Origin of the sequence: Leclercia sp. W17 (genome assembly GCF_003336325.1) — a bacterium.
GTDB lineage: Bacteria > Pseudomonadota > Gammaproteobacteria > Enterobacterales > Enterobacteriaceae > Enterobacter.
Map to the genome: position 1 here is coordinate 1603810 of NZ_CP031101.1, position 12729 is coordinate 1616538.

8 protein-coding genes are annotated in these 12729 nt (G+C 57.1%); 5 read left to right on the forward strand and 3 right to left on the reverse strand.

Annotation, left to right across the window (positions count from 1 at the left end; all coding sequences use genetic code 11):
* Nucleotides 1-88: 88 nt before the first annotated feature.
* On the reverse strand, nucleotides 89-1441 hold the full coding sequence (gene yegD / locus DVA44_RS07780; RefSeq protein WP_114314498.1) for a molecular chaperone: 1353 nt from the start codon (nucleotides 1439-1441) through the stop codon (nucleotides 89-91).
* Nucleotides 1442-1574: 133 nt separating this feature from the next.
* Between yegD and alkA the strand changes: the two genes are divergently transcribed.
* Nucleotides 1575-2441, forward strand: coding sequence for a DNA-3-methyladenine glycosylase 2 (alkA, locus tag DVA44_RS07790; protein ID WP_114386129.1), 867 nt, complete (start codon nucleotides 1575-1577; stop codon nucleotides 2439-2441).
* Here the strand turns inward: alkA and DVA44_RS07795 are convergent.
* Complete coding sequence (locus DVA44_RS07795; protein WP_114388383.1) at nucleotides 2409-5738, reverse strand: diguanylate cyclase; 3330 nt, start codon at nucleotides 5736-5738, stop codon at nucleotides 2409-2411. The two genes, alkA and DVA44_RS07795, sit on opposite strands and share 33 nt — an antisense overlap.
* 343 nt (nucleotides 5739-6081) lie before the next feature.
* Between DVA44_RS07795 and udk the strand changes: the two genes are divergently transcribed.
* The 3 genes from udk to asmA all read left to right on the forward strand — a co-directional run bounded on the left by udk (nucleotide 6082) and on the right by asmA (nucleotide 9275).
* The gene (gene udk, locus DVA44_RS07800; protein WP_032612454.1) at nucleotides 6082-6723 is read left to right on the forward strand and encodes a uridine kinase; all 642 of its coding nucleotides are present in this window, start codon (nucleotides 6082-6084) and stop codon (nucleotides 6721-6723) included.
* An 89-nt stretch (nucleotides 6724-6812) separates the two neighbouring features.
* Nucleotides 6813-7394, forward strand: a complete 582-nt coding sequence (gene dcd / locus DVA44_RS07805) for a dCTP deaminase (protein WP_103825073.1) — start codon at nucleotides 6813-6815, stop codon at nucleotides 7392-7394.
* A 27-nt stretch (nucleotides 7395-7421) separates the two neighbouring features.
* Complete coding sequence (gene asmA / locus DVA44_RS07810) at nucleotides 7422-9275, forward strand: outer membrane assembly protein AsmA (RefSeq protein WP_114386130.1); 1854 nt, start codon at nucleotides 7422-7424, stop codon at nucleotides 9273-9275.
* Nucleotides 9276-9314: 39 nt separating this feature from the next.
* Here the strand turns inward: asmA and DVA44_RS07815 are convergent, their stop codons facing one another.
* Nucleotides 9315-10898: a TerC family protein gene (locus DVA44_RS07815; RefSeq protein ID WP_103180228.1), complete on the reverse strand. Its 1584-nt coding sequence runs from the start codon at nucleotides 10896-10898 to the stop codon at nucleotides 9315-9317.
* A gap of 691 nt (nucleotides 10899-11589) precedes the next feature.
* On the opposite strand from DVA44_RS07815, the gene DVA44_RS07820 reads away from it, so the two are divergent.
* The gene (locus tag DVA44_RS07820; protein WP_103825076.1) at nucleotides 11590-12726 is read left to right on the forward strand and encodes a polysaccharide export protein; all 1137 of its coding nucleotides are present in this window, start codon (nucleotides 11590-11592) and stop codon (nucleotides 12724-12726) included.
* Nucleotides 12727-12729: the final 3 nt, after the last annotated feature.

Sequence of the window (12729 nt, forward strand, 5' to 3'; positions counted from 1 at the left end):
TGGCGCGGGGCAAGGCCGGTGCGGTCTGCGTGCCGGGTGGCGGCTGCGCCTTACCCGGCCTACACAAACGACACCCGGCATTCCCACCCTAGCTGAAGACCACCTGCGCCCAGCGCGCCAGCCCGGCGGTGACGGAGCCGAAATCATCGCCCCCGGCAATCGGGATGCCCGGCAATTGCTGCGCCAGCGCTTTTTTGATCAGCGGCGAACGGGCACTACCCCCGGTGAGATAGATCACGTCCGGCTTTTCATTGCCGTTATCCAGCGCCAGCTGCACCTGCTCGAGGATGCGCTGTAACGGCTGCGCCAGCGCCGCCTCCAGCCCCTGCTGGCTGATGGCTGTCGCCAGCTCATCGCTGATGAACGGCAGCGTTACGGCGTGTTCTGCGGCCTCGGAGAGGGCAATTTTGCTCTCTTCCGCGCTACGTACCACCCGGTAGCTCAGACGCTGACGCCACACTTTATGCAGCAGCGCCACTTTGTCGCCATCCTGCGCGTCACGGATCAGATCGTTAAGGAAACGGCCATTGGCGACGCTGTAGAAATCGCTTTGCGCTGGCACATCGTTAATCGCTACCGCGTTCCACCACGGCAGAATCGGCAGGGCGGTGCCTTTTTCGGTCTGGCCGCCCATGCCGAGCAGCGGCATCAGGCTCTTAAAGGCCAGGGCGATGTCGAGGTCGTTACCGCCGATACGACAGCCGCTGTGCCCCAGCAGGCTGCTCTCGCGATCCTGGCGCTGGTGCCACTGCGGGCCCATCAGCAGCAGAGAGCAGTCGGTGGTCCCGCCGCCGATATCCACGACTAGTACCCGTTTTTCACTGTTCAGGGTCGCTTCAAAATCGAGACCGGCGGCAACCGGCTCATACTGGAACACCACGTCGCGGAACCCGGCACGCTGCGCAGCGCGTTCCAGAATCCCCTGCGCCTGCTGGTTCGCTTCATCGCCCCCCAGCCCCTGGAAGTTAATCGGCCGACCAATCACCGCCTGGGTGATCGTATCCGTCAGCTGAGTCTGGGCCTGCTGGCGAATATGCAGCATCATGGCGCAGACCAGATCTTCAAACAGCGCTACCTGCTGCGGCTTCAGGCCGCTGGCACCGAGGAAGGATTTTGGTGACTTCACGAAGTAGACCTCTTCCGGATCCTCAATGTAGTGACCCAGGGAAGAGAGGCCAAACTGTACACTGGCCGGGGTGACGTCGATATCTTCTTCGCGGTTAAAGCTCACCGCACGACGCAGCAGCGCCTGGGTTTCCGTGCCGGTAGCCGGCACCTGATGATGGCGGTACAGCCACTCGCTCACCGCCTCGCGGGTCGGCGCGCAGAGCATCGACGGCAGCAGCGTGCTGTTGTTTTCCATTTTCAGCAGCTGCGGCTGCCCGTTTTGCATCACCGCAACTGAACAGTTGGCGGTTCCATAGTCAAATCCGATAAACACGTCAGCGTCCCCATGCCATTGAGAAGGGGCGAGACTGTAGCGAAATGTCAGGCTGGCGACAACTGGAATATGAAAGCAAGGCGCAGGTGGCGATCTCCGTTTATGCTGTGACAGAACAAAAAAAGGAGCGACGATGTTTACCCTCACCTGGCAGCCGCCCTATGACTGGCAATGGATGTTGAAATTTCTTGGCGATCGTGCGGTCGCCGGGATTGAAATCGTGACCCCCACCGACTATACCCGCAGCTTTGCCTGCCAGGGACATCAGGGGCTGATCCACGTCACCCCGCAGTCCGGGGGCACGCTGGAGGTGGTACTCAGCGACGGGCTGTTGCCGGTGGCCGATCTCTGCCTGGCACGCATCACCCGCCTGTTCGATCTGCACTGCGATCCGCAGCAGATCGCCCAGGCGCTGGGCTCGCTCGGCGCCGCGCGGCCTGGCCTGCGCCTGCCGGGCTCGATGGATACCTGGGAGCAGGGCGTGCGCGCCATCCTCGGCCAACTGGTCAGCGTGGCGATGGCCGCGAAGCTCACCGCAAAGCTGGTGGCGCTCTGTGGTGAACCCCTGCCGGAGGCGCCGGGCTATCGCTGTTTCCCGACGCCTGCCGCGGTAGCACAAACCGATCCGCTGGCGCTGAAAGCGCTGGGCATGCCGCTGAAACGCGCAGAGTCGTTGATTCATCTGGCCCGGTCAGTCATGGCGGGGGATTTCCCGACAGAGGCCCCGGCCGATATTGAGAGCGCGATTAAAGCGCTACAGACCCGGCCCGGAATTGGCCGCTGGACGGCGAACTACTTCGCCCTGCGCGGCTGGCAGGCAAAAGATGTCTTTCTGGCGGATGATTATCTGATTAAGCAGCGCTTTGCCGGGATGACCCCGGCGCAAATCCGCCGCTATGCGGAACGCTGGCAGCCGTGGCGCTCGTACGCCCTGCTGCACATCTGGTACACCGACGGCTGGACGCCGTCAGTTGATGCCGAAGTAGCTGGTATTCAGTAGCAGCTCCAGCGGCTGCGGCTCGTCAATGGTATTGCCGTAGATATAGTCGATGCCAATGCCGGAGAGGGTATCCATCATAATCGGTTGGTTGCTCGGCCCAGCGATTGTTTTGATGCCCAGCCGCTGGGCGTGGCCCTGGATAATGGTCACCAGCATCTCATCCATCAGATTTCCGTGAACGTTCGCCACCAGCTCGGGGTCGAGGAGCAGATAATCGGCCATCTGCGCGCTCAGGTGGTTGAACACCTCCATATCGCGGCCTACATGGCTCAGGATGATACGGCATCCGGCTTCACGCAGCTTCTGCAGATTGTAGTGGGTATTGTCATCCTCCTGCGTCAGGACGCTGACGTTAACGATCAGATGCAGCAGGCGCGGCTGCAGCGGACAGGCGCGCAGCATCTCCAGCAGTTCATCCACCAGCGTGGCGCTGGCAAGACCGGCCATGGAGAGCGGCAGGGCGACCCCGGTGCCTTTGTTGGTCAATGGGGTGGCGAAGTTGCGGAAAAACTCCTGCAAAATACGTCTGTCCAGGGCGTGGATTAACTCCGGCTCCGCCAGCCCCGCCCGGAAAGCCTGCTCTTCGAGCATCTCGCCGTCGTTGGTCCACAGGCGCAGGGCAAGCATCCAGAAGGTACTGCTTTCAGGGATGCGCGGCGAGGCGACGCTGCGGGCGATCATCAGCAGATGATTGTCTTTGATCATGTGCCACTGCTCGTCCAGCGAGATAGCGCCCGGCGCGTTCAGCATCCGCTCCTGCTGCGGTTCATACACCGTCACCACGCCACGGCCACTGTTCTTCGACGAGTAGCAGGCGATATCAGCCTGCGACATCACCTCTGAGGCCTGGTTATTGCTCTCGTCGATCTGGGTGATCCCGGCGCTGGCGCCGATGCGGTGCAGGCGGCCCTCCCACATAAAGTGATACCCGTTGATGGCGTCGATGATGCGACCGGCAATATAACGCGCGCTTTCCGTATTGCAGTCCGGCAGCAGCAGGCCAAACTCATCCCCGCCCAGACGGGCCAGCATATCGGTGGAACGCAGCATGCTCAGCATCAGGGAGGAGAGCTCCCGCAGCAGCGCATCCCCCGCCGCGTGGCCTGCGGTGTCGTTGACCGCTTTGAAACGGTCCAGATCGATAAACACCAGCGCATGACGCTGGCGCGTCTCCTGCACGGTGTGCAACATCCGCTTAAGGGAAGCCTCAAAACTGACGCGGTTCGCCAGGTGGGTGAGGGCATCATGAGAGGCGTTATAGCTCAGCTCGCGCAGCATTTTGCGCGATTCGGTAACGTCCTGGATAACCAGCACCGAGCCGATATTCTGCCCGTCGAGGGTGCTTAGCGGGGTAATGCTGTAGTGAATATCGTAGCTGCCGCCGTTGCGGCTGTGCAGTACCACATCCTGTTCGATGTCGCTGCGGGACATATCTCCGCTGTGGATGTTCTCCATCAGCGGGCCGTTATCGCCGAAGGTGATATGCAGGACCGAGAGGATCGGCTGGGACAGCGCCTCTTCCTGCAGCCAGCCGCTCATCTTCTCCGCCACCGGGTTCATAAAGGTGACGTTCATATTCACGTCGGTACAGAGCACCGCTTCGCCGATGGAGTCGAGAGTAATATGCAGGCGCTCTTTTTCCTGGAACAGCGCCTCGTTCAGCTCTTTGACTTCGGTCATATCCATATTGATACCAAGCAGGCGTTCCACTTCGCCCTGTTTATTCAGCACCCGGTTCGCCAGAGCGCGAATGTGCCGGATACCGTCTTTCACCCGGATACGGAACTCCAGCTTGAATGGAACGCGGGCCGCCAGCGAATCCCGTACCACCTGTTCCGCCATGGCGCGATCTTCCGGCAGCATGCACTCATGCCAGAGCTGCCAGGTGGGCTTAACGTGGGGAGGCACTTCATACAGCTCGAACATGCGCTTATCCCAGCTGATGACGTTGGGTTTGACATCCCACTCCCAGATGCCAATCCCGCCTGCCTCGTTGGCAAGCGTAATACGCTCCATCAGGCGCTTATTCACCCATTCGGTATGCTTGAGGTCGTTAATATCTTCAACCTGGGCAATAAAGTAGAGCGGGGTACCATCGGCGTGACGCACCAGGGAGACCGCCAGCAGCGCCCAGACCACCTCGCCGCTGCGGGTGTAGTAGCGCTTTTCCAGCGAGTAGCTGTTGATTTTGCCTTGCAGCAGTTGGTCCAGTTGCTCCAGATCGCTCTCTAAATCTTCCGGCCAGGTGAGTTGCTGGAAGCTAAGGGAACGTAGCTCGGCCTGGGAGTAACCGAGGAACTGGCACAGCGCTTTGTTCGCCTGCAACCACTGTCCGTCGGTGCTGACCAGCGCCATACCGATAACGGAATACTCCATCGCGTTGCGAAAACGCTCTTCGCTTTCGGTAATGTGCTTACGCTCGGCGCGAAACGCATACATCACCATGGTCATTACGTTGGCGGGGAGCAGCATCATCAGGAAGGGCAGCCACGGAGCGTTAGTCATCGCACCAACATTTTGCGTGGTCAGCGGGACCGGATTTTTGGCAATCATCAACGACACCATCATTACCGTCACCAGGAAGACCAGGAAGGCTTCAAGACGCGGCAGACGCACGGCGCTCCACATCAGCAGGACAATGATGGCCGTAAAGGGCCAGGGCAAAAAATGCAAGGCGATCCAGCTGAGCAGCAGCGTCACCACCATAGTCAGCAGGGTTTCAAACAGCAGGCGGGGGTTGCGATGGCGCAGCAGATAGTGCGGCTTAAACAGCAGCCCTAATGGCACCAGCGCCAGCGCGCCGACAGATTCTGACAGCACCCAGACCATAAAGCTGCGCAGCGGCTCGTCGCTCGGGACCAGCAGCCAGACCAGCACGCCACCCAGCAGGGGCGGGATCAGCGCGCTGCCGATCGCCAGACGGATCCAGTCCCCGAGATTCTGCAAAGGGTTGTAGCCGGGGAGCAGTTTGCGCAGCAATAACGCGCCGACAAATGCCTCTACAATGTTGATGCCCGTGTACCACAGGTTGATGGCATCCCAGGAGAAGATAAGCCAGGTGGCGAAGATATTACCGACGCTACAGGCGAGGGCGATGCCGGGCCACATCTTTCCGGCATGGCGGTAGAACGCCACCATCATAATAGAGGTGGGGAACCATAAAGGCGCTAAAAAAGTGCCGAAACGCGTTAATTCGAGCGAGAAAAGTGTGAATATAAAGGTAACCAGTCCAAGACTGACAAGCCGTAGTAGAGGATGTGGCGTAGTGACCAAAACGCGCTGGTATTTTTTATTCATTACCGCTTTATCCGAAGACGCCATGCCGCCAGGAGTCTGCTCCGGACGAGTTCATTTTTTAATTTTCTTCATGCTAGTACAAACAATTTACAATTTATATGGTATGCGCTCATAAATTGACATCACAGCATTATTAAATACTTATCCTGCAAAAAATTCATCTTTGGCGCTGGAAAAGTAGCCGAAAAAATTTGTATCAGGAATAATCTGCACTGTCTTTGAACGCGTCTCGCATAACATTTCTATTCGGCTGGTATCAGGCCGATGAAATCCCTATAATTGCCGCGTTTGACGCTCAGGCGTCGTCCTTCCTTACATCCAGGTTACTCAGGTCGCAAAATTTATGACTGATAAGTCTCATCAGTGCGTCATTATAGGCATCGCCGGCGCATCGGCTTCAGGTAAAAGTCTCATTGCCAGTACGCTTTACCGTGAATTACGTGAACAGGTCGGTGATGAGCACATCGGCGTTATTCCAGAAGACAGCTATTACAAAGATCAAAGCCATCTGTCGATGGAAGAGCGTGTCAAGACCAACTATGACCATCCCAGCGCGATGGATCACAGCTTGTTATTCCAGCATCTTCAGGCTCTGAAGAATGGCACCGCCATCGAGCTGCCCGTCTATAGCTATGTTGAACATACCCGTCTGCAGGAAACGGTGCGCATTGCGCCGAAAAAGGTCATTATCCTCGAAGGGATCCTGCTGCTCACCGACGCCCGTCTGCGCGAATCCATGAACTTCTCGATTTTTGTCGACACCCCGCTCGATATCTGCCTGATGCGCCGTATCAAACGCGACGTGAACGAACGCGGCCGCTCCATGGATTCGGTGATGGCGCAATACCAGAAAACGGTTCGCCCAATGTTCCTGCAGTTTATTGAACCGTCCAAACAGTACGCCGATATCATCGTGCCGCGCGGAGGTAAAAACCGCATCGCTATTGATATTCTGAAAGCGAAAATCAGCCAGTTTTTTGAATAACACGCGCGAATTGTGTACCGTTCAAAGATAACCGGGCTCGCCCTCCGGCTCTGGTGGCCTGAGGGCGCGCTGCACGAAAGGAGAAAGTGATGCGTCTTTGTGATCGAGATATTGAAGCCTGGCTGGACGAAGGACGTCTGAGCATTACCCCGCGCCCGCCGGTCGAGCGCATTAACGGCGTGACTGTCGATGTCCGTCTGGGGAATAAGTTTCGTACCTTTAGCGGCCATACCGCGCCCTTTATCGACCTCAGCGGGCCGAAAGATGAAGTCAGCGCCGCACTCGATCGGGTGATGAGCGACGAAATCGTGCTGGACGACGGCGACGCGTTCTATTTACATCCGGGTGAACTGGCGCTGGCTGTCACCTTTGAATCTATCACCCTGCCTGCGGATCTGGTCGGCTGGCTCGACGGGCGTTCGTCGCTGGCGCGTCTGGGGCTGATGGTACACGTGACCGCGCACCGTATCGATCCGGGCTGGTCAGGGCGTATTGTGCTGGAGTTTTTCAACGCCGGTAAACTGCCCCTGGCGCTGCGTCCGGGCATGATGATTGGCGCGTTGAGTTTCGAGCCGTTAACCGGCCCGGCGGCACGTCCGTACAACCGCCGCCAGGATGCTAAATATCGCGATCAGCAGGGTGCTGTCGCCAGCCGTATTGATAAAGATTGAGCTTAAATCCGGTCCATTGAGGAAGCCATGAGAAGAGTTCTGACAACGCTGATGATTTTGCTGGTGGTGCTGATTGCAGGCCTGTCAGCGTTGGTTCTGCTGGTCAATCCCAATGACTTTCGCGCCTACATGGTGCGTCAGGTGGAGGCGCGCAGCGGCTATGTCCTGAAGCTGGATGGCCCGCTGCGCTGGCACGTCTGGCCGCAGCTTAGCATCCTGTCCGGGCGCATGTCGCTCACCGCGCCAGGGGCCACCGAGCCGCTGGTGACTGCCGACAATATGCGCCTTGACGTGGCGTTAATGCCGCTGCTGTCGCATCAGCTACAGGTCAACCAGGTGATGCTTAAAGGGGCGGTGATCCAGCTGACCCCGCAGACCGAAGCGGTTCGTAATGCCGATGCCCCGGTGGCACCGCGGGAAAATACCCTTCCCGATAAAGCGGAAGATGCAGGCTGGTCATTTGACATTGGCCGTCTGAAGGTGGCCGACAGTGTACTGGTATTCCAGCACGAGGGTGATGAGCAGGTCACGGTTCGCAATCTCAACCTGCAGATGGAGCAGGATGAACATCACAAAGGCAAAATCGATTTTAGCGCCCGTGTGAACCGCAATCAGCGCGATCTGAACCTCGCGTTTAGCGCTAACGTCAACGCTTCTGACTATCCGCATCTGCTGAGCGCTGACATTCAGCAGCTCACCTGGCAACTGACCGGCGTCGATCTGCCGGCGCAGGGCATCAGCGGGCAGGGCACGTTACAGGTTCAGTGGCGCGAGGAGCAGAAACAGCTCGCGCTCAATCAACTCAATTTGCAGGCCAATGACAGTGCCCTCACCGGGCAGGCCAGCGTGATCCTGGGTACCGACCCGCAGTGGAACATGAACCTGCAGTTCGACAGGCTCAATCTGGAAAATCTGCTCCCGGCGCAGGCGACCGCAGCGGCAAATAACCAGGCGGTACAGCAGGGGCAAAATCAGGCCAGAGCCCAGCGTCCGGTCATCGCCTCCAGTCTGGACGATCCCGATTACAATGGCCTGCGCGGCTTCAGTGCCGATATCCAGCTCAAAGCCAACAACATTCGCTGGCGCGGGATGGACTTCACCCAGGTCAGCAGCCAGATGAGCAACAAGAACGGGCTTCTGACCATTGCGGAACTGAGCGGTAAATTGGGGGAAGGGCAGCTCTCCTTGCCTGGTACGCTCGATGTGCGTAAAGCCACCGCCCAGACCACCTTCCAGCCGCGTCTCGATAACATTGAGATCGGCACCATCCTGAAGGCCTTTAATTATCCGATTGCGCTGACCGGCAGCCTGAACCTGGCCGGGGATTTCTCCGGCAGCAAGATTGACGCGGAAGCCTTCCGCCACAACTGGCAGGGTAAGGCGCATCTGGAAATGCACAATACCCGCATGGAAGGGCTTAACTTCCAGCAGCTGGTGCAGCAGGCGGTGGAGCGCAGCAGTAACGTGAAGGTCAAAGACAACTTTGACAATGCGACCCGTCTGGACAGCTTTGTCACCGATCTGACCCTCAATAAGGGGCAGGTGACGCTTGAGGGGATGCAGGGCGAATCACCAATGCTGATGCTCGAAGGCAATGGCACGTTGGATCTGGTTAAGGAGACCGCCGACACCCGCTTCAAAGTTCGCGTGCTGGAGGGCTGGCTTGGCGAAGGCAAGCTGGTCGATTTCCTGAAAACGACGCCGATCCCGCTGAACGTATACGGCAAATGGCAGGCGCTGAACTACAGCCTGCAGGTGGACCAGCTGCTGCGTAAGCATCTCCAGGATGAAGCGAAACGTCGTCTGAGCGACTGGGCGGAGAAGAATAAAGAGTCGAAGAACGGGAAAGATGTGAAGAAGTTGCTGGATAAGCTTCAGTAGCGCTATTTCCCCTCACCCGAGAGGGTGAGGGGAACCGCATCACACCTCGTAATCCACATCATCCTCCGTGATCAGCGGGATCAGCTGCACCTTCTGCACCCGGTGGTTCTCCACCTCCAGCGTTTTCAGCGCGTAATCACCCACCTGCACCTCTTCGCCCGGCTGGGGGATTCGCTGCAGGTTCTCCATCAGCAGCCCGGCGATGGTGTGATATTCGCGCTTATCATCCAGCGGCAGCGGCACATACTGCACCAGGTCTTCCAGCGGCATATGGCCGTTAGCGGTCCAGCTGCCGTCGGCATTTTTCTGGATATCATGCCGGGCGTCAATCTCTTCCACTTCGTTCGGCAGGTTACCCGCGATGGTCTCCATCACGTCGCTGAGGGTGACAATCCCCTCCACGGAACCAAACTCATCCACCACAAAAGCAAAGTGGGTGCGCGCGTTACGGAACTGCTCCAGGGCCTGCAGCAGCGGCAGCACTTCCGGGAAGACCAGCGGCTGGCGGATCAGCACCCGCAGGTTTAACGGCTCGCCACGCAGTTGCTGATTGAGCAAGTCAATCACGTGAACCACACCCAGCAACTCCTCTTCCCGGTCGCTACCGGTGACCACAATGCGGGTGTGCTGGTTTTTATCCAGCAGCGCACGGATCGTCGCCTCCGGGGCATTGAGGTCGATGTGCTCGATATCATGGCGCGAGGTCATGATGCTGCTGACCGAGCGCTGGTTCAGGTGGAGCACCCGTTCAATCATCCGCCGCTCCTGAGGGGCGAAGATCGGGCTGTTGTCATGGTCGGCAAGCAGGGAGGCGGACTGGGCATCCAGCTCGGCATCCTCTTTTTTACCGCTCAGCAGGCGTATCACCGTCTCGGCGGTGCGCTGGCGCAGCGTCTGATTGGCAGAGAGAAAGCGACGGCGGTTGAAGATCGCCAGCTGGTTCAGCGCCTCGATAATCACCGAGAAGCCGATTGCGGCGTAGAGATACCCCTTCGGTATATGGAAACCAAAACCGTCCGCCACGAGGCTGAAGCCGATCATCAGCAGGAAGCTCAGGCAGAGAATGACAATGGTCGGGTGGTCGTTAACAAAGCGCGTCAGCGCCTTGCTGGCCATCACCATCAGTGCAATGGCAATAATGACGGCGGCCATCATAACGGGCAGATGATCGACCATCCCCACGGCGGTGATGACGGAATCCAGCGAGAAGACGGCGTCCAGCACCACGATTTGTGCCACCACCGCCCAGAACTTCGCCCCGCGGCGCTGGGTGGGGTTCTCGCTGTCCTTACCTTCAAGCCTTTCGTTGAGTTCGACAGTGGCTTTGAAGATCAGGAAAAAACCACCAAACAGCATGATCAGATCGCGGGCGCTGAAGCCAAAGCCGTGGACGGTAAACAGCGGGCGGGTGAGGGTCACCAGCCAGGAGATAGAGGCCAACAGCAGCAGGCGCATAACCATCGCCATTAACAGACCGGTGATGCGGGCGCGGTCGCGCTGAGCAGGGGGCAGTTTTTCGGCGAGAATGGCGATAAAGACCAGGTTATCGATACCGAGCACAAGTTCCAGCACCACCAGGGTGACCAGACCGGCCCATATTGATGGATCTGCTATCCATTCCATAGTGAGAGTAATACCTTTCGTTATATGACAATTGTCACATTTCGATCATGGATACTGCGCCAGAAAAATGCAATGCCGACCTGGCATTTATCTGCATAGATTTTCCTTATCTGGCCGGTAATAAACCCTGCACTCTGTACGTTAATATCGGAATAATTCCGAATAAATTAAAATAAGAAATATCGCAGGTTCTCTGGCGTTATTTAATAATGTCAATATAAAGCTATTCCTAAAAACACGGAAATGCGACCGTTAATATTATTCTTAAAAGCCACGCCTTCGTTGATGATTCCTTGCCTGCTTTTCGGATAGCTGCAACAATTCTTTCAGCATCAAGTAGCGGTCGTTTTTGGTGCTATTTCTGTGTCGGTTTAATGACCTGATAAATGTATATCGTGTTCGGATTAATCCTGCCCGTTATATTTTTTCATTAAACCCTGTCAAAGAGGGTGCTTGCCCCTAACTAGCTGTTTAAACAGTAGATTGGTAACTGAAAGCCAAGGGCGGTAGCGTGCCTGAAAGCGTGTTAATCAGCCTCGATTATTCTGTCAATAGCCTGAGAGCGAATAAGCTTCTTTTAGGACTGATGCCAGTTATATTTCTCTTTTATTGACTGCATGCTAAAAGTAATACGCCTTCGCACTTATTTAAATGCACAGGATAATTACTCTGCCATAGTGATAAATAATCAATGATGAAATCCAAAATGAAATTGATGCCATTATTGGTCTCTGTGACCTTGATGAGTGGTTGTACGATCTTCCCCGGCAGCAATATCTCAACTTCCGGTAAGGATGTGATTAAACAGCAGGATGCTGATTTTGACATCAACCGCATGGTTAACGTTTATCCCATGACCCCGCAGCTGGTTGAACAATTACGCCCTCGCCCGATTGTCGCACGGCCGAATGTCGATCTCGACCAGGAGATCGCCAACTACCAGTACCGCGTCGGGCCCGGGGACGTGATTAACGTCACCGTCTGGGATCACCCGGAGCTGACCACCCCGGCGGGGCAGTATCGTAGCTCCAGCGATACCGGCAACTGGGTCCAGGCGGATGGCACCATGTTCTATCCCTATGTCGGCAAACTTCGCGTGGCGGGCAAAACGCTCGCACAAATCCGTAGTGATATTACCGGCCGTTTAGCGCAGTACATCGCTGACCCGCAGGTGGACGTTAATATCGCCGCATTCCGTTCGCAGAAAGTCTATGTCTCCGGCCAGGTGAATAAATCCGGCCAACAGCCGATCACCAACGTGCCGCTGACGGTGCTTGACGCCATCAACTCCGCGGGCGGGCTTACTGATGGCGCCGACTGGCGCAATGTGGTGCTGACCCATAAAGGCAAAGAGGAGCGTATCTCCCTGCAGGCGCTGATGCAGAACGGCGATCTGAGCCAGAACCGTCTGCTCTATCCGGGCGACATCCTGTTTGTGCCGCGCAATGACGACCTGAAAGTGTTCGTGATGGGTGAAGTGAAGAAACAGAGCACCCTCAAGATGGACCTGAGCGGTATGACCCTGACCGAAGCGCTGGGCAACGCGGAAGGGCTGGATATGAGCACCTCCGATGCCAGCGGTATCTTCGTGATCCGTCCGATTACAGGAAACAATGCGAACGGCAAGATTGCCAACGTTTACCAGCTGGATATGTCTGATGCCACCTCACTGGTGATGGCGACCGGCTTCCGCCTCCAGCCGTATGACGTGGTCTATGTCACCACCGCGCCGATAACGCGCTGGAACCGTGTGATGAACCAGCTGATGCCGACCATCAACAATATCCATACCATGACCGACACGGTACATCAGTACCACAACTGGTGATAA

Excerpts from the sequence above, each read along its gene's own strand:
- DVA44_RS07820 (WP_103825076.1), top strand. The coding sequence starts at position 11,590 with ATGATGAAATCCAAAATGAAATTGATGCCATTATTGGTCTCTGTGACC.
- dcd (WP_103825073.1), top strand. The coding sequence starts at position 6,813 with ATGCGTCTTTGTGATCGAGATATTGAAGCCTGGCTGGACGAAGGACGT.
- DVA44_RS07795 (WP_114388383.1), bottom strand. The coding sequence starts at position 5,738 with ATGAATAAAAAATACCAGCGCGTTTTGGTCACTACGCCACATCCTCTA.
- DVA44_RS07815 (WP_103180228.1), bottom strand. The coding sequence starts at position 10,898 with ATGGAATGGATAGCAGATCCATCAATATGGGCCGGTCTGGTCACCCTG.
- udk (WP_032612454.1), top strand. The coding sequence starts at position 6,082 with ATGACTGATAAGTCTCATCAGTGCGTCATTATAGGCATCGCCGGCGCA.
- asmA (WP_114386130.1), top strand. The coding sequence starts at position 7,422 with ATGAGAAGAGTTCTGACAACGCTGATGATTTTGCTGGTGGTGCTGATT.
- alkA (WP_114386129.1), top strand. The coding sequence starts at position 1,575 with ATGTTTACCCTCACCTGGCAGCCGCCCTATGACTGGCAATGGATGTTG.